This is a genomic window from Streptomyces sp. NPDC001492 (assembly GCF_053597275.1).
Genome location: NZ_JBSFHW010000033.1, coordinates 24,159 through 44,510, shown reverse-complemented (window position 1 = coordinate 44,510; position 20,352 = coordinate 24,159). Strand labels below are relative to the sequence as shown.

18 protein-coding genes and 1 pseudogene are annotated in these 20,352 nt (G+C 70.5%); 7 read left to right on the top strand and 12 right to left on the bottom strand.

Translation table 11 applies throughout. The features are described from left to right. Nucleotides 1-29: 29 nt before the first annotated feature. From ACWC1K_RS33980 to ACWC1K_RS33970, 3 genes are all read right to left on the bottom strand, one after another. Nucleotides 30-821 (bottom strand): SURF1 family cytochrome oxidase biogenesis protein, encoded by a 792-nt coding sequence (locus tag ACWC1K_RS33980; RefSeq protein ID WP_450836772.1) that lies wholly within the window; start codon nt 819-821, stop codon nt 30-32. 49 nt (nt 822-870) lie between these two features. Further along, the gene (locus tag ACWC1K_RS33975; protein ID WP_099934050.1) at nt 871-1,104 is read right to left on the bottom strand and encodes a hypothetical protein; all 234 of its coding nucleotides are present in this window, start codon (nt 1,102-1,104) and stop codon (nt 871-873) included. An 80-nt stretch (nt 1,105-1,184) separates the two neighbouring features. Beyond that, a complete protein-coding gene (locus tag ACWC1K_RS33970; protein ID WP_450836771.1) occupies nt 1,185-2,174 on the bottom strand; it encodes a DEDDh family exonuclease in 990 nt (329 codons plus the stop codon). A gap of 315 nt (nt 2,175-2,489) precedes the next feature. Between ACWC1K_RS33970 and ACWC1K_RS33965 the strand changes: the two are divergent. The 3 genes and pseudogenes from ACWC1K_RS33965 to ACWC1K_RS33955 all read left to right on the top strand — a co-directional run. Further along, nucleotides 2,490-3,567: pseudogene (locus ACWC1K_RS33965) on the top strand (amidohydrolase family protein); the annotation flags it as partial. Nucleotides 3,568-3,591: 24 nt separating this feature from the next. Further along, nucleotides 3,592-4,305 carry a VIT1/CCC1 transporter family protein gene (locus tag ACWC1K_RS33960; RefSeq protein ID WP_351481638.1) on the top strand — a complete coding sequence of 238 codons (714 nt, stop codon included), beginning with the start codon at nt 3,592-3,594 and terminating at the stop codon, nt 4,303-4,305. A 127-nt stretch (nt 4,306-4,432) separates the two neighbouring features. Continuing rightward, the gene (locus ACWC1K_RS33955; RefSeq protein WP_450836770.1) at nt 4,433-5,479 is read left to right on the top strand and encodes a zinc-dependent alcohol dehydrogenase family protein; all 1,047 of its coding nucleotides are present in this window, start codon (nt 4,433-4,435) and stop codon (nt 5,477-5,479) included. A 3-nt stretch (nt 5,480-5,482) separates the two neighbouring features. On the opposite strand, the gene ACWC1K_RS33950 is transcribed toward ACWC1K_RS33955, so the two are convergent. The 4 genes from ACWC1K_RS33950 to ACWC1K_RS33935 form a co-directional block, all read right to left on the bottom strand. Beyond that, nucleotides 5,483-6,487 (bottom strand): CopD family protein, encoded by a 1,005-nt coding sequence (locus ACWC1K_RS33950; RefSeq protein WP_450836832.1) that lies wholly within the window; start codon nt 6,485-6,487, stop codon nt 5,483-5,485. A 106-nt stretch (nt 6,488-6,593) separates the two neighbouring features. Further along, nucleotides 6,594-7,958: a CoA transferase gene (locus ACWC1K_RS33945; protein ID WP_450836769.1), complete on the bottom strand. Its 1,365-nt coding sequence runs from the start codon at nt 7,956-7,958 to the stop codon at nt 6,594-6,596. 85 nt (nt 7,959-8,043) lie between these two features. Next, nucleotides 8,044-9,570, bottom strand: a complete 1,527-nt coding sequence (locus ACWC1K_RS33940) for a S8 family peptidase (RefSeq protein ID WP_450836768.1) — start codon at nt 9,568-9,570, stop codon at nt 8,044-8,046. 107 nt (nt 9,571-9,677) lie between these two features. Then, the gene (locus ACWC1K_RS33935; protein ID WP_450836767.1) at nt 9,678-11,204 is read right to left on the bottom strand and encodes a S8 family peptidase; all 1,527 of its coding nucleotides are present in this window, start codon (nt 11,202-11,204) and stop codon (nt 9,678-9,680) included. A 252-nt stretch (nt 11,205-11,456) separates the two neighbouring features. Here ACWC1K_RS33935 and ACWC1K_RS33930 point away from each other — a divergent pair, with 252 nt between their 5' ends. The 3 genes from ACWC1K_RS33930 to moaA all read left to right on the top strand — a co-directional run bounded on the left by ACWC1K_RS33930 (nt 11,457) and on the right by moaA (nt 14,603). Continuing rightward, a complete protein-coding gene (locus tag ACWC1K_RS33930) occupies nt 11,457-11,813 on the top strand; it encodes a DUF485 domain-containing protein (protein WP_266953941.1) in 357 nt (118 codons plus the stop codon). Further along, nucleotides 11,810-13,435, top strand: a complete 1,626-nt coding sequence (locus tag ACWC1K_RS33925) for a solute symporter family protein (protein WP_450836766.1) — start codon at nt 11,810-11,812, stop codon at nt 13,433-13,435. The genes ACWC1K_RS33930 and ACWC1K_RS33925 overlap by 4 nt, the downstream gene beginning before the upstream one ends. A 178-nt stretch (nt 13,436-13,613) precedes the next feature. Beyond that, nucleotides 13,614-14,603: a GTP 3',8-cyclase MoaA gene (gene moaA, locus ACWC1K_RS33920; protein WP_450836765.1), complete on the top strand. Its 990-nt coding sequence runs from the start codon at nt 13,614-13,616 to the stop codon at nt 14,601-14,603. Between the two features lie 14 nt (nt 14,604-14,617). Here the strand turns inward: moaA and ACWC1K_RS33915 are convergent, their stop codons facing one another. Next, nucleotides 14,618-14,836, bottom strand: a complete 219-nt coding sequence (locus ACWC1K_RS33915; protein WP_450836764.1) for a hypothetical protein — start codon at nt 14,834-14,836, stop codon at nt 14,618-14,620. Nucleotides 14,837-15,073: 237 nt separating this feature from the next. Beyond that, nucleotides 15,074-15,472: a DUF3099 domain-containing protein gene (locus ACWC1K_RS33910; protein ID WP_450836763.1), complete on the bottom strand. Its 399-nt coding sequence runs from the start codon at nt 15,470-15,472 to the stop codon at nt 15,074-15,076. 246 nt (nt 15,473-15,718) lie between these two features. Here ACWC1K_RS33910 and ACWC1K_RS33905 point away from each other — a divergent pair, with 246 nt between their 5' ends. Further along, nucleotides 15,719-15,997 (top strand): GlsB/YeaQ/YmgE family stress response membrane protein, encoded by a 279-nt coding sequence (locus ACWC1K_RS33905; RefSeq protein WP_351481612.1) that lies wholly within the window; start codon nt 15,719-15,721, stop codon nt 15,995-15,997. Between the two features lie 113 nt (nt 15,998-16,110). Here the strand turns inward: ACWC1K_RS33905 and tyrS are convergent, their stop codons facing one another. From tyrS to ACWC1K_RS33890, 3 genes are read right to left on the bottom strand one after another with little or no spacing between them, the layout of a single operon-like run. Next, nucleotides 16,111-17,379: a tyrosine--tRNA ligase gene (gene tyrS, locus ACWC1K_RS33900; RefSeq protein WP_450836762.1), complete on the bottom strand. Its 1,269-nt coding sequence runs from the start codon at nt 17,377-17,379 to the stop codon at nt 16,111-16,113. A gap of 56 nt (nt 17,380-17,435) precedes the next feature. Next, a complete protein-coding gene (locus ACWC1K_RS33895) occupies nt 17,436-18,830 on the bottom strand; it encodes a metallopeptidase TldD-related protein (RefSeq protein WP_450836761.1) in 1,395 nt (464 codons plus the stop codon). Next, a complete protein-coding gene (locus ACWC1K_RS33890; protein WP_351481607.1) occupies nt 18,827-20,350 on the bottom strand; it encodes a TldD/PmbA family protein in 1,524 nt (507 codons plus the stop codon). Before ACWC1K_RS33890 ends, ACWC1K_RS33895 begins: the two co-directional genes overlap by 4 nt. Nucleotides 20,351-20,352: the final 2 nt, after the last annotated feature.

The window sequence follows — 20,352 nt, the reverse complement described above, 5'->3', positions numbered from 1 at the left end:
GTGGGGCCGGGGGAGTGACCGGCGGGTGGCTATACCGCCGCGGGTTCCGCTTCCTCCGCCTGCTCCCTGGCGGCCGCTTCCTCCCGGTCACGGCGCTCGCGTCGTACCAGCACCCACCAGCCCACCGGGACCCCGGCGGCGAACAGCCACCACTGGATCATGTACGCGTAGTTCAGCGGGGCGTCCTCGCTGCCGGGGTCGGAGATCTGCTCGGGGCTGTTGCCCTTCGCCTCCGGCGCCGTCTGCTCGATGTAGCCGCCGAGGACCGTGGCCCCGAGCCGCCGGGCCTGCTCCTCGCTGTTGATCAGCATGACCTGCCGGTCCGGCAGCCCCTTGATCTCCTTGATGCCGCTCGCCGCGGTCGTCTCGTCGGCCTTCAGCCGCCCCTGGATGGTGACCTTGCCGGCGGGCGGTGCGGGGATCTTCGGGAAGGTGGTCTGCGCCCCGTTCGCCGGGATCCAGCCGCGGTTGACCAGCACCACCTTGCCGTCCGTCAGGACGAACGGGGTCAGGACATGGAAGCCGACCTCGTCGTCGGAGTTGGTGCGGCGCCTGACGACTTCCTCGCGGGCGGTGTCGAAGGTGCCCGTCGCGGTGACGGTGCGGTACTTGTCGGCGCTGGTGACCGCGTGCCCGGGGGAGGTGAGCCGCTCCACGGGGACCGGCTTGGCGTGCAGCGCCGCGGAGACCAGGTCGTTGCGGGCGGTGCGCATCTCGTAGCGGTGCTTCTGCCAGATGCCCAGCCTGATCATCGTGGGGATCAGGAGGAGGGCGATCAGGGTGAGAATCACCCACTGCCGGGACAACAGGAAGCGGTACACCCCACGACCGTACAACTCGGTCGTGGGGTGCTTTCGGGCGGGTGGCGGGTCACACCTTGTCGACGATGCCCACCTTGCCCTCCTCGCGGGCGCAGTGCGCTCCGCAGAACCACTGGCCGTCGACCTCGACCCCCTGCCCGATGATCTGCACACGACAGTGCTCGCACACGGGTGCCATGCGGTGGATCGCACAGGAGAAGCAGTCGAAGACGTGCACCGCTCCCTGCGCATGCACCTCGAAGGTCATTCCGTAGTCATTGCCACATACTTCACAGGTCGCCATGCGCCACAGGGTGAGCCGTCGCCGCCGCGCGGGCGAGCGGGCGGCGGGCGAGTCGCACGGCAATCACCCGTCCGTACGGGTCATCCGTCCGCGGGCTCCACATCCCTCAGCAGCTGGCCGAACGCCGCCTCGTCCACCACCGGTGTCCCGTACTGGCGGGCCTTGACCACCTTCGACGTGCCCGAGTCCGGGTCATTCGTGACGAGCAGGCTGGTCAGCCGGGACAGGCTCGTCGCGACATGCAGCCCCGCCTCGACCGCACGGTCCTCCAGCAGCTCCCGCTCGACGGAGGTGTCCCCGGAGAAGGCGATCCGCATGCCCTGCTTGAGTGGTTTGCCGTCTTCGTAACGACCTGGGTTGGGATACGGGCATACGGGCCTTTTGCGGGAGGGGCGCCAACTGCTCGGCCGATAGCTGCCGTAGCCCCCGCTCTGCTGGCCGATCCGGGGCACGGGCCGGTCCGCCCACTCCGTCAGCGGTCGGCACTCGTGCAGCGGCAGCCGTACGCCTCCGGCCGCGGCGGCACGCAGACTCGGCCGGAACGCCTCCGCCAGCACCCGCGCGTCGTCCAGCGCGTGGTGCGCACGCTGCTGCACGACACCGAAGTGGGCGGCCAGCGACTCCAGCTTGTGGTTGGGCAGCGGCAGACCGAGCTCCTTGGAGAGCGCGATGGTGCACAGCCGCTGCCGCACCGGCGCCTCGCGCTGCGCACGCGCGTACTCCCGGGCGATCATCTGCCAGTCGAAGACCGCGTTGTGCGCGACGAGCACCCGGCCCTCGAGCCGGGTCGCGAACTCCTCGGCGATGTCCTGGAAGAGGGGCGCGCCCTCGAGCGCCTCGCTCGTCAGACCGTGGATCCACACCGGCCCCGGGTCCCGCTCCGGGTTGACCATCGTGTACCAGTGGTCCTCGACCTCGCCGCGCGCGTCCAGCCGGTAGACGGCCGCGGAGATTATCCGGTCGTCCCGGGCCAGGCCGGTGGTCTCCACGTCAACGACCGCGTATCCCTGCGGATACGCGGCCGGCCACGCTGTGGGGGAGGACGCTGCGGTCGGAAGGTCTTCGAGCATGGTCCCTGAGGATACGGCCCGGCACTGACAGTCCTGTCCGTCAGGTGGCCTTCCCCGCCGGTCTGTTCGAGTGCCGCGAATGGCGCGAATGTCTGTGCCCCCGGCTATGGACCTGTTCGGCAGCCGGTACGACCGTGCCGCCCGCCCGGCGTGTGACGGTCGACGGAAGGGCGGTACGGCTATGGCACGCGTACGGCACGGGGCGCGGACCGAGGCGGAGATCGCCGCCGCGCGGAGATGGCGCGGCTCGGCATCCGCAACGAGACCTTCGCGGCCAAGTGGTTCCAGGACAACGAGGAAGGCCTGCGCGGCGGTTGGGACACCGCCCGGCGGCTCAAGGAGCTCGACGGCGACGGAGTCGCGGCCGAGGTGGTGTTCCCGGACGCCGACGCCGTGGACAGCCGCACAACCGCTGGCTTGCCGCCTTCGTGTCGGAGTACCCCGAACGGCACTGCGGGGTGGCCCTGTTGCCGATCACCGCCGAGGTGCCGAAGGTGGTCGCCGAGATCCACCGCGCCAGGGAGTCCGGGCTCGACGCCCTGCTGATCCCCTCCCTGTGGGGTGACAGGGAGCCCCGTACCACGACCGCCGTTACGACCCCGTGTGGGCGGCCGCGGCCGACTGGGGGATGCCGGTGACGACGCACCCGGGTTCGGGCCTGCCGGAGCTGTACTCGCAGTCGTACGACCCCGTCTGGGCCGTCTGCGCGGAACTCGGCGTCCCGGTGAACCACCACGGCGGCTCGGCCTCCCCGCCGCTCGGCGACGAACCGGCCGCCCGCGCCGTGTTCATGGTCGAGGCGACCTGGTTCGCCCATCGCGCCCTGTGGCACCTGGTCTTCGGCGGCGCCTTCCGCCGCCACCCCGAGCTGAAGCGGGTGCTGACCGAACAGGGCTCGGGCTGGATCCCCGGGGTGCTCGACATGCTGGACTACCACCACGGCCGCCCGGTCGCGGCCGCGACCAGGGTGACCACCGCCGAGTCCCGGTTCGGCGCGGGCCTCGCCGCCCGCATGGGCAAGCCGCCCTCCGAGGTGTGCCGCGACAACTGCTTCGTCGGCGCCAGCTTCATGTGCCCCCACGAGGTGCCGCTGCGCGACCGCATCGGCGTGGACAAGATCATGTGGGGCAGCGACCATCCGCACGACGAGGGGACCCGCCCGTACTCCAGGGAGGGCCTGCGCATCGCCTACGCGGGTGTGCCGCGCGACGAGGTCGCCGCCGTGGTCGGGGGCAACGCGGCCCGCCTGTACGGCTTCGACCTGGACCTGCTGGATCCGATCGCGGCGAAGGTGGGGCCGACGGTGCCCGAGTTGGCCGAGCCGCTCACCGAACCGCCGGCGGACGCCACGAGCCCGGCGTTCGCCCGGGGAGCGTCGGTACGGGTGTGGTGACCCCCGCGGTGGGATCCTCCCGGTGTGACGGAACCAACGCACGCCGGCGAGGCCCACGGGGGCGCACTGGGTGAGCGGCTGAACTGGCTGCGCGCGGCCGTGCTGGGCGCGAACGACGGCATTGTCTCCACCGCGGGGCTCGTCGTCGGTGTGGCCGGCGCGACGGACCACCGCTCGGCCCTGCTCACCGCCGGTCTCGCGGGCCTGCTGGCCGGGTCGATGTCGATGGCCGCCGGGGAGTACGTGTCGGTCTCCACCCAGCGGGACTCCGAGATGGCCGCACTCGCCCTGGAACGGCGGGAGTTGCGCGAACAGCCCGAGGCCGAGCTGGAGGAACTCACCGGGCTGCTGCAGGAGCGCGGCATGTCCCACGAGGTGGCCAGGGAGGCGGCCGAGCAGCTCACCGAACGGGACGCACTCAGGGCGCACGCGCGTGTGGAGCTCGGCATCGACCCCGACGAGCTGACCAATCCCTGGCACGCGGCGTGGGCGAGCTTCCTCGCGTTCACCGTCGGCGCGCTCCTGCCGCTGCTGGCGATCGTCCTGCCGCCCGTTCACTGGCGGCTCCCGGTCACCGTGGTCTGCGTCCTGGCCGCCCTCGTCCTCACCGGCTGGACCAGCGCACGCCTCGGCGGCGCCCGGCCCGGGCCGGCCGTACTGCGCAACGTCGCGGGCGGAGCGCTGGCCATGGGCGTCACCTACGCGGCCGGGACGCTCCTGGGGGCGGCCGGGGTCTAGCAGGCCCGAATTCTCGCTGGTCGGCGCCGCCCTCGGCGAGCGGCGGGCGTCCGCGGCGGCGTACCGTGAAGTGCGCCCGACCACCCCCCGAGCGCACCCATGACACCGCACGAGAAGGACCCTCGCCATGCGCGCCACCACCATCCACGCCCCGTACGACATGCGCGTGGAGGACGTGCCCGAGCCCGTGGTGCAGCTGCCCACCGACGCCGTGGTGCGGGTGCTGCGCGCCTGTATCTGCGGCAGCGACCTGTGGGCGTACCGCGGCGAGGCGGCCCGGGAGCCGGGGCAGCGCATCGGGCACGAGTTCCTCGGCGTCGTGGAGGAGACCGGCAGCGAGGTCTCGAACATCAGGCGAGGTGACCTCGTCGTCGCGCCCTTCATGTGGTCCGACGGCAGCTGCGACTACTGCCGCGAGGGGCTCACCACCTCCTGCGAGCACGGAGGCTTCTGGGGCTCCGTCGGACACGACGGCGGCCAGGGCGAGGCCGTGCGCGTGCCGTTCGCCGACGGCACCCTTGTGCAACTCCCCAAGGACGCGGCCTCCGACGACCACCTGCTGTCCGCCCTGCTGACCCTGTCGGACGTGCTCGGCACCGGCCATCACGCGGCCCTCGGCGCGGGCGCCCGCCCGGGAGCCACGGTCGCCGTCGTGGGTGACGGAGCCGTCGGCCTGTGCGCGGTGCTCGCCGCCAGGCGGCTGGGCGCGGAGCGGATCATCACTCTCGGCCGCCACCAGGCCCGCACCGACATCGCACGCCGCTTCGGTGCCACCGACGTCGTCGCCGAACGCGGCGACGCCGCCGTCGAGGCCGTACGCGAACTCACCCGCGGACAGGGCGCACACGCCGTCGTCGAAGCCGTCGGCACGGAACAGTCCATGCGCACGGCGGTCCACATCACCCGCGACGGCGGCGCGATCGGCTTCGTCGGCGTGCCGCACGGCAGCGGCACCGGTGTCGACCTCGGCGTCATGTTCGACCGGAACATCGCACTGCGCGGTGGCGTCGCACCGGTCCGCGCCTACATCCCGGAACTCCTGCCCGACGTCCTGGACGGCACCGTCGACGCCTCACCGGTCTTCGACCTGACGGTCGGTCTGGAGGGCGTCCCCGACGGCTACAAGGCCATGGACGAGCGTACGGCCCTCAAGGTGCTCGTCACCAACGACTGACCGTCACGACCAGCGGATCGGCAGCGGCAGCGCCGTCAGCAGCCCCGACACCAGGACCACCACGCCCAGGGCGGCGACCTCCAGGCGTGCGGGGGAGCAGGCGGTCAGCGGGTCGGCGGCGCGCCGCAGCCGGATCCGGGCCCACAGGGCGAGCAGGGCGACGGTGGCCACGAGGATCACCTTGGCGAGCAGGGTGCGCCCGTACGCCGTCGTCGTCAGCTGGTCCAGGATGGTGTGCGACGGCATGCGGCGCAGCGAACTCCACACCCCGGTCGCGGTGATGGCGGCGAGCAGAACGGCCGCCACACGCGCGTAGAGCCCCAGCAGGGCCGCGCCCGTCTCGGAGGGCCCCCACCGGCGCAGCGTCCGCAGTGTGTGCAGCAGACCGCCCGACCACAGTGTCGCGCACGTCAGGTGCACGACCGTCAGCGCCGACCCGAGCAGCGGGCTGTGTTCGGTCGTGGGGTGCGCGCGCAGGGCTTCCGCGGTGATGATCGCCGCCAGTGGCAGCACCTGGGCGGCGGGGCGGCGCGAGAGGGCGCAGAGACCGGCCGCGAGAAAGGCGTTGACCTCGACCAGCGCGAGCCTGCCGTCCCGCGAGTCGTAGAGCCCGCCGACGTTGATGTCGGCCAGGCTGTGCGGCACCAGGTTGCCGGTGGACACGACCGAGGCGAGACCCAGTGCGGCGACGAAACCGGCGGCGGCCGCGTACGGTGCCCAGCTGCGGGGCGCGGTGTGCGGAGCGTCGGGCAGCGAACGGGCCAGACGCTTCACGAACAACTCGCCCACCGGCACGCACAACGCGGCGAACAACACCGCCCGCAGCAGCGCGATCCCGCTGACACCTGGTGCGGCGGCCTCCCCCGTGCCGTGCAGCGCGACGGAGGGACCCAGCAGCGGTATCAGCGCGGCAAGGGCCACCAGGACGAGTACGGCGACGGCTCGGCCGGCCCGGTGGCGCCGTACGGGCTCCCCGGCCTCGGCTTCCCCGGCCGTGGGTTTTATCAGGGTCACCTCACGATGTTCGCCAGCCGCCGCAGAACCGGGCAAGTGGAGTAAGACAACTGGGGTACGGCATTCTGCTCACAGGTACGCTTTCTGACGCTCCCGTGACTCAGACCCACCGCGCGGGATCCGTCCCCCAGGGCACCGGCGGCCGCGCCCAGTCGGCCGGCCCGCCCGCGAAGGACACCGGCGGCAGCGCGTACCGCAGCCGCCCCAGGGAGCTGTCCGACTCGGCGAGCCAGGGACCGGGCCCCTCGTACGAGTCGTCGCCCACGGCGCCGGCCCCGATGCCGTTCACGAGCCACTCGGCGGTACGCGCCAACGCCAGCCGTACGAACCGGCTGCCGCCCTCGCGCGACTGCTCGGTCAGCGCCCGCAGCACCGCCGCCGCCAGCAGATACCCCGTCCCGTGGTCGAGCGCCTGCGCGGGCAGCGCGCCCGGCTGCTCCAGGGAGCCCTCGCGGGCGGCGATCCCCGACGCCACCTGCACCAGGCTGTCGAAGCCCCGCCGCTCGCCCCACGGCCCGTAGGCGCCCCAGGCCGACACCTGCGCCACGACCACCCCGGGCCGCCGTTCCGCCAGCGCGTGCGGAGACAGCCCGAACTGGTCAAGGGCGCCCGGCCGGTAGCCCATGACGACCACGTCCGCCGCCGCGAGCAGCTCCTCGAAGGTGCCCCGGTCGGCCGTCGCCAGGTCCAGCGTCGTCGACCGCTTCCCGAAGCCCGTGTCGGCGTGCTGGTCGGGCAGTTCGGGCAGGTGCGGGCTGTCCACGCGCAGCACGTCCGCGCCCAGCAGGGCGAGCGTGCGGGTGGCGACCGGGCCGGCCAGCACCCTGGTCAGGTCGAGGACCCGCAGTCCGGCCGCGGGCAGCAGGGGAGACCCGTCGAGCGGGGCGAGCACGCGCGCGTGCGCGGAGTCGAGCCGTGCGCGCTCCACCAGGGGCCGCGCGGCCACCGCCACGGCCTGCTCGTGCGCGGCCCACTCCTCCGGGGTCCGCAGGGCCACGGCCAGCCCCCCGGCCGCGTACACCGTCTCCTCGACCTCCAGCGCGGACCGCTCGGCCAACGCGGCTGCGACGGCGGCCACGTCCTCCGGAACGCCCAAGGCGTCCAGCAGCCGCGCCCGGTGGTGCGGATAGTTGGCGTGCGTCCGCACCCATCCGTCCGCCGTCCGCCAGAACCGGGACAACGGGGCGAAACTGACCGGCGCCCGTCCGTCGACCAGCAGCTGCCGCTCACTGTGGAAGGCCGTGGCGACGGCGCCGTCGTCCACCCGGACCCCGGGCACCGCCGACCCGCTCCGCGCTGCCGCCAGCTCGGCACCGGCCAGCGCGCAGGCACCGACACAGGCCCGCGCCAGCTCCCGTACGGGAAGGCGCCCCTGGAGAGCGTCCTCCCGCACCACGGTCGACACCCGCGGGAGAAGGGCGGCGTCGCCGCCCAGCGCAGACCATGCGAACTTGATTGCGGTCATGACTGCACTATGCATCATTGACTGAATCAATATATGGACGGCGACTCCGGGAGCCGCCGTCCTGCCGGTGCCTGCCTCTTCCCCGCTACTTGGTCACCGCGTCCAGCGCGTCCGCCGTGCCCCAGCCGTAGAAGCCGTTGTAGTTCCCCGGCCCCTCACACACCGCGTCGACCTTGCCGTCCCCGTCGATGTCGTACGGGTCCGTGCACGCCGTGCGGTCGGCCTCGGCGTACAGCAGGGCCTTCACCAGGGCGGGGGAGGCATGTGGATGGCTTGACTTGATCAATGCGGCGACCGCTGCCACATGCGGCGAGGCCATCGACGTACCGGCCATGTAGCCCCACTTGCCGCCGGGCAGCGTGCCCAGGATCAGGCCGCTGGTGGCCGGCGGGGCCGGGGCCTGGTAGCGCGTCGAGTCGCCACCCGGAGCGGCCACGTCGATGATGCCGAGACCGTAGTTGGAGAACGACGACTTGATGCCCTTCGCGCCGGTCGCCGCCACGGTCACGACACCCGGCAGCTGGGTCGGTATGTCGAGGCATTCGGACGGGTCGACCACCCGGTCGGAGGGGGTGCCGTCGTTCGGCGAGGACGGGTCCGTGATCGAGTCCGAGGCCAGGTCGTACTTCTCGTTGCCTGCCGCGGCGACGTTGACCGTGCCCTTCCGCTCGGCGAACCGCGCGGCCCGGGTGACGGCGTCCACGAGCGCCTTCTGGTCCGGGTCGTCGGTGCAGTTGAAGTACCAGGGATCGGTGTAATAGCTGTTGTTCGTGACGTCGACGCCGTGCTCGGCCGCCCACACGAAGCCGCAGACCACGGCCTCGGTGTAGAAGTAGCCCTGCGGGTTCGCCACCTTGATGCCGGCGACCTTCACGCCCGGTGCGACACCGGTCATGCCGACACCGTTCTTCGCGGCCGCGATCTCGCCGGCCACGTGCGTGCCGTGCGGGCTCTCCGAGGCGCTGGGGCGCCAGGCGCCGTCGGTCGTGTCCGGCTTGCCCGACACACAGTTGACCGAGGCGTTCCGGTTGAAGTTCGGCGCGATGTCGGGGTGCGTGTCGTCGACACCGGTGTCGATCACACCGACCGTGACCTTCGGGCTGCCCAGCGACGTCTCGTGCGCCTTGTCCGCCTTGATGGCGGCGAGGTCCCACTGCAGCGGCTCCAGCGGGTCCTGCCCGTCGACGGCCTGAACGCCCGTCAGCTCCTCGGCCGTCAGCGCCTTCGGCGCGCCCAGGTCGGTCGTCGACTGGGCGGGCAGCGGAGCGTTGCGGGTGTTGCCCGCCGACTCCACCCCGTGCACCGTACGGATGGTCCTGGCGAAGCCGGGGTTCGCCGAGTGGACGACGATCACACCGATCTCGTCGTACGACGTCACGATCGTGCCGCCGGCCTCGGCAATCGCCTTCTTCACGTACGCCGAAGCCCCGTGCCCGGCGCGGAGGTTGACGACATAGCTGAGCGAGCCCGCGTCGGCGGCGGCGGTGGTGGCCGCCGGCGCGCTGTCCGCCGCCGCGGCGGTGCCGTTCGGCAGGAAGGCGAGGGCCGTCGCCATCGCCATCCCGAGCGGGATCGCGATCGCGCGGCGGAAGCGCGGGTGAGGCGCTGTCATGGGTCGGTGTCTCCAGTTCGTTCGCGGTGCGAGCGGGGGTACGGACCGTGCGGGAGGTCCGGGGCGGCGCGGTTCCTGTCACCGCGCCGCCCGGGCGGGCACTGGATCTACTTCACTGCGCGCAGCGCGTTGACGATACCGAAACCGTAGAATCCGTTGATCCTTTTGCCGCCCACGCAGGTGGCGTCCACGACGCCGTCGCCGTCCCCGTCGTACGGGCCGGTCGGGCAGCCCGGGTTGTCGGCCTGCGCCTTGAGGAGGGCCTGCAGCTGGGCCGGAGTCGCCCAGGGGTGCGTCGACTTCAGCAGCGCGGCGACGGCCGCGACATGCGGGGTGGCCATCGAGGTGCCCTGAAGGAAGCCGTAGGAGTTGTTCGGCAGCGTGGAGAGGATGCGGCCGTTCTTCGACGGCGTGTCGGGGATCTTGTACTTGTCGCCGCCCGGGGCCGCGACGTCGATGACCCCGTCGCCGTAGCTGGAGTAGTACGACTTGGCGCCCGTGACACCGGTCGCGCTGACCGTGACCACACCCGGCAGCTGGGTCGGCACGTCGAAGCACTTGTGCGGGTCGATCGTCCGGGTGACCGGGGTCGAGTCGTCGGGGCTGGAGTCGTCGACGAGGGCGTTCGAGTCGAGGTCGTCGTTGGAGTTGCCCGCCGCGGCGACATTGAGTGTGCCCTTGCGCTGTGCATACAGCTGCGCCCTGTTGACCGAATCAACAATGGCACGTTGATCCGGGTCGTCCATGCAGTTGTACAGCCACGGATCGACGTAGTAGCTGTTGTTGGTGATCGCGACGCCATGGTCGGCGGCGAACACGAAGGCGCACACGACGCTCTCGGGGAAGAACAGCTGGCTCGCGTCCGGCTGGGCCACCGTGATGCCGGCGACCTTCACACCCGGCGCGACCCCTGCGACACCGATGCCGTTGCGGGCCGCGGCGATCTCGCCCGCCACATGCGTGCCGTGGTAGTGGGCGGCGTTCACCGGCCGCCATGAGCCGTACGTCGTGTCCGCCTTGCCGCTCACACAGTTCGCGGACTGCGAGGCGGAGAAGTTCGGGGCGATGTCGGGGTGGGTGTCGTCCACGCCGACGTCGATCACGGCGACGGTCACCTTCTTGCTGCCCGGGTCGACCTTGGCAGCCGTGTCGGCGCCGATCGCCCGGAGATCCCACTGGTCGGCCTCCAGCGGCTCCTCGCCGGCCGTGGCACTGCCCGCTGTCCTCGCGGCCTCGGCCTTGGAGAGGTACTGGACCGCCCCCTCGTCCGTCGTCCCCGCCGCGGTCACCGGCGAGGTGCGTGAGGCCCCCGCGGACTGCACGCCGGGCGCCTTGCGTATCTGCTGGGCGAAGGCGGGGTTCGTGGAGTGGACGACGATCACGCCGATCTTGTCGTACGCCACGTCGACGGTGCCGCCCGCCTTGGCTATCGCCTCCTTGACCGACTCGATCGTGCGATGGTCCGTCTTGGTGTTGACGAGATACGCGAAGTTCTCCGCGTCGGCCGCCTGTGCCGTGGACTCCGCGCGCGGGGCGGCCTGCGCGGCCGCCGGCAGGAAGCCGAGCGAGGCGGTCAGCGACAGCGCGACCGGTACGGCGAGCGCGAGCCGGCGTCTGGAACGCAGATGAGCCATGGGGTCTCCACATCATCCGGAAACGAAACCGCCCGAGACGCAGATGCTGCTCGGGCAGGTACATGACGGGCGGTGCAGGCCGAAGCTATCCCCCGGCGCCGCTGGTCAGCAATGAGTTGCCCAAGGTGAGTTCGGAAACAGGTCAAGCGAGTTGAACCTGCCCTCGCGTGGCGCCGTGACCTTGGACAGGGAGCACGAGGACACTCGCCCCCGATCCCCGTCACAACCGCATCCGCAACGCGAGGAGACTCCGTGGCCACCGAGACACCGCCCCCCTCGAAAACCCAAGCCCGACTTCCCTCCACAGAGGAGTTCGTCGCGGAGCAGGAGAGTGCGGAGTTCGGTGAACTGCGCCGCTCCCACCGCTCCTTCGCCTTTCCGCTCACCGTCGGCTTCATCGCCTGGTATCTGCTCTACGTCCTGCTGTCGAACTACGCGGACGACTTCATGGGCACCAAGCTGTTCGGCAACATCAACGTCGCCCTGGTGCTCGGCCTCGCCCAGTTCCTCACCACGTTCCTCATCGCCTGGTGGTACTCGCGGCACGCCGCCGCCAAGCTGGACCCCAAGGCCGAGGCGATCAAGTCCCGTATGGAGGGCGACGCATGAGCATCGCGCAGCAGACCGTGCTGGCCGCGGGTGAGGCGAGCGAGCACCGGCCGCTGATCATCACCCTGTTCTCGGTGTTCGTCGCCGCGACCCTCGTCATCACCGTTTGGGCGGGCCGCCAGACCAAGGACGCCGCCGACTTCTACGCGGGCGGCCGCCAGTTCACCGCCTTCCAGAACGGCCTCGCCGTCTCCGGCGACTACATGTCCGCCGCGTCCTTCCTCGGCATCGCGGGCGCGATCTCGCTGGCCGGCTACGACGGCTTCCTGTACTCCATCGGCTTCCTGGTCGCCTGGCTGGTGGCGCTGCTCCTGGTGGCCGAGCCCCTGCGCAACTCGGGCCGCTACACGATGGGCGACGTCCTCGCCTACCGGATGCGCCAGCGGCCCGTCCGCACCGCGGCCGGCACCTCCACCATCGTCGTCTCGATCTTCTACCTGCTGGCCCAGATGGCGGGCGCGGGCGTCCTGGTCTCGCTGCTGCTCGGCATCACCAGCGACGCCGGCAAGATCGGCATCGTCGCCCTCGTCGGCCTCCTGATGATCGTGTACGTCACCATCGGCGGCATGAAGGGCACCACCTGGGTCCAGATGGTCAAGGCCGTGCTGCTCATCGCGGGCGCCCTGCTGCTGACTTTCCTGGTGCTGCTGAAGTTCAACTTCAACATCTCCGACCTGCTCGGCAAGGCCGCCGACAACAGCGGCAAGGGGTCGGCCTTCCTGGAACCCGGACTGAAGTACGGCCTCACCTCGACGTCCAAGCTGGACTTCATCTCCCTGGGCATCGCCCTGGTCCTGGGCACCGCGGGTCTTCCGCACATCCTGATCCGCTTCTACACGGTGCCCACCGCCAAGGCCGCCCGTAAGTCCGTGAACTGGGCGATCGGCCTCATCGGCGCCTTCTACCTGATGACGCTCGCGCTGGGCTTCGGCGCCGCCGCGCTCATCAAACCGGACGAGATCATCGCCTCCAACAAGGCGGGCAACACGGCGGCACCACTCCTGGCCCTGCACCTGGGCGGTGTGGACTCCAACTGGGGCGCCATCCTGCTCGCCTCCATCTCGGCGGTCGCCTTCGCCACGATCCTCGCGGTCGTCGCGGGCCTGACCCTCGCCTCCTCCTCGTCGTTCGCGCACGACATCTATGCGAACGTCATCAAGAAGGGCGAGGCCACCGAGAAGCAGGAGCTGCGCGCGGCCCGCTGGGCGACGGTCGCGATCGGTGCCGTCTCGATCTGCCTCGGCGCCCTGGCCCGCGACCTGAACGTGGCCGGCCTCGTCGCCCTCGCCTTCGCGGTCGCCGCCTCCGCCAACCTGCCGACCATCCTCTACAGCCTCTTCTGGAAGCGGTTCACCACCCAGGGAGCGCTGTGGTCGATCTACGGCGGCCTGATCACGGCGGTCGGCCTGGTGCTGTTCTCGCCCGTGGTCTCCGGCAAGGAGACGTCCATGTTCCCCGACGCCGACTTCCACTGGTTCCCCCTGGAGAACCCGGGCATCATCTCGATCCCGGTCGGCTTCCTCCTCGGCGTCATCGGCACCTACCTGTCCAAGGAGGAGCCCGACAAGGGCAAGTACGCGGAACTGGAGGTCCGGTCCCTGACCGGCACCGGCGCCCACTGACGACAGCTGGAAACGGTCCCTGACCCGGCCGCGTCGTAGGTCCCTACGACGCGGCCGCGCCGTACCTCGTGGGATCGGGCCGCTGTTGTTGTCAGTGACGTCACGTAGGCTCACAAGTGACGGAAATGATGGACCGGCACTGATCCGTATCTGATCAGCTACGAGGGAGGGGGCCCACGTGCTCATCGACACCTACGGCCGAGTGGCCACCGACCTGAGGGTCTCGCTGACCGACCGGTGCAATCTGCGATGTACCTACTGCATGCCCGAAGAGGGACTGCAGTGGCTGGCCAAGCCCGACCTGCTCACGGACGACGAGATCGTCCGTCTGATCGACATCGCCGTCAGCTCCCTGGGCATCAAGGAGGTCCGCTTCACCGGCGGCGAGCCGCTGCTGCGCCCCGGCCTGGTCGGCATCGTCGAGCGGGTCGCCGCGCTGCACCCCCGCCCCCAGATGTCCCTGACGACGAACGGCATCGGACTCAGGCGCACGGCGACTGCCCTGAAGGAGGCGGGCCTGGACCGGGTGAACGTGTCCCTCGACACCCTGCGCCCCGACACCTTCAAGACCCTCACCCGCCGGGACCGCCACAAGGACGTCATCGAGGGCCTTCAGGCCGCCCGCGACGCAGGCCTGACCCCGGTCAAGGTCAACACCGTCCTGATGCCGGGACTCAACGAGGACGAGGCCCCGGACCTGCTGGCCTGGGCGGTGGAGCACGACTACGAACTGCGCTTCATCGAGCAGATGCCCCTGGACGCCCAGCACGGCTGGAAGCGCGAGGGCATGGTCACCGCAGGCGACATCCTGGCCTCGCTGCGCACCCGCTTCGAGCTGACTCCGGAGGGCACGGACGAGCGCGGCTCGGCCCCCGCCGAGCGCTGGATCGTGGACGGCGGCCCGCACCGCGTCGGCGTCATCGCGTCCGTCACCCGCCCGTTCTGCTCGGCCTGCGACCGCACCCGCCTCACCGCCGACGGCCAGATACGCACCTGCCTGTTCGCACAGGAGGAGACCGACCTGCGCGCAGCCCTGCGCTCCGACGCGCCGGACGAGGAGATCGCTCGCATCTGGCGACTGGCCATGTGGGGCAAGAAGGCGGGAGCGGGCCTGGACGACCCGTCGTTCATCCAGCCGGACCGCCCGATGTCGGCGATCGGCGGCTAGGGTCCGAGGAGAACCTAGGCGTCCTGCGAGGACTCCCATTCCTTCAGCAGGACCACGTCCTTGAGGAAACCCCGCACACCGAGGAACTGGGAGAGATGTTCCCGATGCTCCTCGCAGGCCAGCCATGTCTTGCGCCGCTCCGGCGTGTGGATCTTCGGGTTGTTCCATGCGAGCACCCACATGGCATCGGCACGGCAGCCCTTGGCGGAGCAGATCGGGTTCTCGTCACTCACAGGTTCGTCTCACAACCGGGCTGAACAAGGCGCGGAAAAAGCCGCCGAACAAGGCGACGCCGAGCAGCCACGGGGGGAGCTGCCCGGCGTCGGTCTGTCGCTCCGACGGGGGATGCGGAGCGCCTACGAAGTATGTCACGGGTAACCCGTCGCCCGGCACTGGAACAACATGATTGATCTGAGCTTTTCTTGAGCTTGGTGCGGAGCCGCCTTCCGTTTTCGACCCTCGCACCATGATCACGCCCGGTCGTGACGCTCGCTTCGTGCGCCCGGTGCGGGCTCGGCCGCGACATCTTCCGGGACCGGTTCCGCGAAACCGTCGTTCGTCCGCGGCGGCGCAATCATCGGACGCATCGGGACACCCACGAACGTCGACGGAAGCGACGGCGCGTTCTCCCGGCCCGCGTTCGCGATCACCACAGCGATGTAGGGGAGGACCAGTCCGAGGACCAACGCCACGATTGCGACGTGCCGTTCGACGTTCCAGAGTGAGGCCGCGAGGATCACCGACACCGTACGGATCGACATCGAGATGACGTACCGACGCTGCCGACCGCGCACGTCCTCGTCGAGGCTCGCCCGAGCCCCGGTGATCCGGAACACCTGGCTCTTGCCGCTGCCATGCTGCTTCCGCATCACATTCCACCATCCGCCCGCATCGGACCGTCCCCGTCCCCGTGCCCGATCCGCCCCCGGCAGGGAGACGGCGCCCGGACACCTCCAACGTTACGCCGCGTCTGCGCCGCCTACGAGACCGGGGCACCTCCTGGTCGGCCGGACGGCCTCAGCCGTAGCGCGTACAGCCCCACCCGGCATGCGCAGTACCGCGCATGGGCCGACACTGGGCGCAAGGCTCATATCGAGCCGTACGAGGAGGCAGCCATGGGCTGGTTGTGGGCCATCATCGTGGGATTCGTACTGGGCCTGATCGCCAAGGCGGTCATCCCCGGCAAACAGCACAGCCCCCTCTGGCTGACCACCATCTGCGGCATGCTCGGCGCGATCGCAGGCAACGCCATCGCACGCGGCTTCGGCGTCGAATCAACCCGAGGCATCGACTGGAGCCGTCACGCCTTCCAGCTGGTGGCCGCCGTCATCATCGTCTTCCTGGTCGACATGGCATACATGGCAACACTGGGCAAGCACAAACAGCGGGCGTGAGCTTGAGCGCCCTTTGAGGGGTGCGGGGCTGCGTCCATATGCGGCTTTGCCGCGTGGGCGCGATCAACCACAACGAACCAGCAGCCCGCAGAACACCCGCACCCCTGTGGCGACTACGCCGCGGCAACCTCGACGGCGGCAAGATTCTTCTTGCCCCGCCGCAGCACAAGCCACCGCCCGTGCAGCAGATCCTCCTTGGCGGGAACGGCGTCCTCGGAGGCGACCTTCACGTTGTTCACGTAGGCCCCGCCCTCCTTCACCGTCCGCCGCGCAGCCGACTTGCTGGCCACCAGGCCGACCTCGGCGAACAGGTCCACGACCGGTCCGAGCTCGGCGACCTGGATGTGCGGCACCTCGGACAGCGCGGCCGTCAGCGTCGCGTCGTCCAGCTCCGCCAGCTCACCCTGCCCGAAGAGGGCACGGGACGCGGCGATCACCGCGGCCGTCTGGCCGGCGCCGTGCACCAGCGTCGTCAGCTCCTCCGCCAGGGCACGCTGCGCGGCACGGGCCTGCGGACGCTCCTCGGTCTGCTTCTCCAGCTCCTCGATCTCCTCGCGGGACCTGAAACTGAAGATGCGCAGGAACTTGGAGACGTCCCGGTCGTCCGCGTTCAGCCAGAACTGGTAGAAGGCGTACGGCGTGGTCATCTCGGGGTCGAGCCAGACCGTGCCGGACTCCGTCTTGCCGAACTTCGTGCCGTCGGCCTTGGTGATCAGCGGTGTGCCCAGCGCGTGCACCACGGCCTCGGGCTCGACCTTGTGGATCAGGTCGGTGCCCGAGGTGAGGTTGCCCCACTGGTCGCTGCCACCGGTCTGCAGCGTGCAGCCGTAGCGGCGGTACAGCTCCAGGAAGTCCATGCCCTGCAGGATCTGGTAGCTGAACTCGGTGTAGCTGATGCCCTCCTGGGACTCCAGGCGCCGGGCCACGGCCTCCTTCGCGATCATCTTGTTCACGCGGAAGTGCTTGCCGACGTCCCGCAGGAACTCGATGGCCGACAGGCCCTGGGTCCAGTCCAGGTTGTTGACCATGACCGCGGCGTTCGGTCCCTCGAAGTCGAGCAGCGGGGCGATCTGCGCGCGCAGCCGCTCGACCCACTGGGCGACGATCTCGGGGGCGTTGAGCGTGCGCTCGGAGTTCGGCTTCGGGTCACCGATCAGGCCGGTGGCACCCCCGACCAGGCCCAGCGGACGGTTGCCCGCGTCCTGGATCCGGCGCATCGTCAGGATCTGCACCAGGTTGCCGAGGTGCAGGCTGGGCGCGGTCGGGTCGAAGCCGCAATAGAACGTGACGGGACCGTCCGCGAACGCCTTGCGCAATGCGTCCTCGTCAGTGGAGAGGGCGATGAGCCCGCGCCACTTCAGCTCGTCGACGATGTCCGTCACGGTTCTCGTATCTCCTTGATGATCTTCGGGCGGTCGGGCGACCACCGGCTACGAGGTTATACGCCCTGACTGACAGAGCTCATATTGAAGTCGGGCACCCGCAGCGCAGGCATCGCAGCCCTAGTGAACCAGTCGCTCCACTCCCTCGGCAGCGTCTTTTCCGTGCGCCCGGCCTCCGTGGCCCGCCCGAGCAGGTCCACCGGCGACTCGTTGAAGCGGAAGTTGTTGACCTCGCCGCTCACCTCGCCGTTCTCGACGAGGTAGACGCCGTCCCTGGTCAGGCCGGTGAGCAGCAGCGTGGCCGGGTCGACCTCGCGGATGTACCAGAGGCAGGTCAGCAGCAGCCCCCGCTCGGTGTTCGCGACCATCTCCTCCAGGGAGCGGTCGTCCCCGCCGGTCAGGACGAGGTTGTCGATCGCGGGGGCCACCGGCAGCCCGGTCAGGCCCGCGCTGTGCCGGGTCGTCGTCAGATGGGCCAGCTCGCCCTGCCGTACCCAGTCGGTGGCCGTGAGCGGCAGACCGTTGTCGAACACCGACTGGTCGCCGCCGGAGGAGTGCGCGATCACGAAGGGCGCCGACTCCAGGCCCGGCTCGTTCGGGTCGCTGCGCAGGGTCAGCGGCAGCTCGCTGAGCCGGTCGCCCACGCGTGTGCCGCCGCCCGGCTTGGAGAACACGGTGCGGCCCTCGACCGCGTCCCGTCCGGACGCCGACCACATCTGGTAGATCAGCAGGTCCGCGACGGCGGTCGGCGGCAGCAGCGTCTCGTACCGCCCGGCGGGCAGCTCGATCCTCCGCTCGGCCCACCCGAGGCGTACGGCGAGCTCCGCGTCCAGCGCCGCCGGGTCGACGTCCTTGAAGTCGCGCGTGGAGCGGCCCGCCCATGCGGAGCGCGTACGGTCGGGCGACTTGGCGTTCAGCTCCAGTGTCCCGTTGGGCTGGTCGTGCCGCAGGCGCAGGCCGGTGGACGTACCCACATAGCTCGACGTCAGCTCGTGGTTGGCGAAGCCGTACAGCTCGCGGCCGCCCGCACGCGCGCGTGCGAACGCCTCACCGAGCGCCGGCGCGAAGTCGGCGAACACGGTCGAGGAGGTCTCGGCGGGCGCGTCGACGAAGTCCGGCGACGGTGCGACACCCGTGACCAGCGGCTGTGCGTCCTCCGCCGGTCCGGCGCCCCGCGCGGCGGCCTCGGCGGCCCGCACCAGCGGCTCCAGCTCGTCCGTGGTCACGGCCGAGCGGGAGACGACACCCGAGGCGGTGCCCTCCTTGCCGTCGACGGTCGCGACGACCGTGAGGGTACGTCCCCGGGTCACACCGTTCGTGGTGAGCGCGTTGCCCGCCCAGCGGAGGTTGGCGGTCGAGTGCTCGTCGGCGATGACGACACAGCCGTCGGCGGTGGACAGCTCCAGCGCCCGCTCGACGATCTCGTGTGGCTTGTTGCTGCGGGCGCTCATCGACCGGCCTCCTGCGTGGTGTTGAGGATGTTGACGCCCTTGAAGAGCGCGGAGGGGCAGCCGTGCGAGACGGCGGCGACCTGGCCCGGCTGGGCCTTGCCGCAGTTGAAGGCACCTCCGAGGACATATGTCTGCGGGCCGCCCACCGCGGCCATCGAGCCCCAGAAGTCGGTGGTCGTCGCCTGGTAGGCCACGTCTCGCAGCTGCCCGGTGATCCGACCGTTCTCGATCTTGAAGAACCGCTGACCCGTGAACTGGAAGTTGTACCTCTGCATGTCGATCGACCATGAACGGTCGCCGACGACGTAGATGCCCCGGTCCACTCCGCCGATCAGGTCTTCCGTCGCCATCCCGGCCGGATCCGGCCGCAGCGACACATTGGCCATGCGCTGCACCGGCACGTGCCCGGGGGAGTCGGCGAACGCGCACCCGTTGGACCGCTCGAACCCGGTCAGCTTCGCGATCCGCCGGTCCAGCTGGTAGCCGACGAGCGTGCCGTCCTTCACCAGGTCCCAGGACTGGCCCTCGACGCCCTCGTCGTCGTACCCGACGGTCGCGAGGCCGTGCTCGGCGGTGCGGTCGCCGGTGACGTTCATCAGCTCGGAGCCGTACTTCAGCTTGCCGAGCTGGTCGAAGGTGGCGAAGGAGGTGCCGGCGTAGGCGGCCTCGTAGCCGAGGGCGCGGTCCAGCTCGGTGGCGTGGCCGATGGACTCGTGGATGGTCAGCCACAGGTTGGAGGGGTCGACGACCAGGTCGTACAGGCCCGCCTCCACGCTCGGCGCCCGCATCTTCTCGGCGAGCAGCTCAGGGATCTGCTCGAGCTCGCTCTCCCAGTCCCAGCCGGTGCCGGTGAGGTACTCCCAGCCGCGTCCGACGGGCGGCGCGATCGTCCGCATCGAGTCGAACTCGCCGCTCGACTCGTCGACCGACACGGCCGTCAGCTGCGGGTGCAGCCGCACGCGCTGCTGCGTGGTCACGGTCCCGGCCGTGTCCGCGTAGAACTTGTTCTCGTGCACGGTGAGCAGCGAGGCGTCGACGTGGTTGACGCCGTTCGCCGCGAGCAGCCGCGCGCTCCAGTCAGCCAGCAGTGCCGACTTCTCCTCGTCGGGCACGGAGAACGGGTCGATCTCGTACGACGAGATCCAGGTCTTCTCGGCGTGCACGGGTTCGTCGGCCAGTTCCACCCGCTCGTCCGAACCGGCCGCCTTGATCACCTGGGCGGAGAGCTTGGCCATCGCCACCGCCTGAGAGGCGACCTTGGCGGCGGCGTCCAGGCTCAGGTCCACCCCCGATGCGAAGCCCCATGTGCCGCCGTGCACGACCCGCACCGCGTACCCGAGATCGGTGGTGTCCGACGAACCGGCGGGCTTGGCGTCCCGGAAGCGCCAGGACGCACTGCGGACCCGCTCGAACCGGAAGTCCGCGTGCTCGGCACCCAGGGCACGCGCGCGTGCGAGTGCCGCGTCGGCCAGGGCCCGTAGGGGAAGTGCCGTGAAGGCTTCGTCGATGGTATGAGGCACCG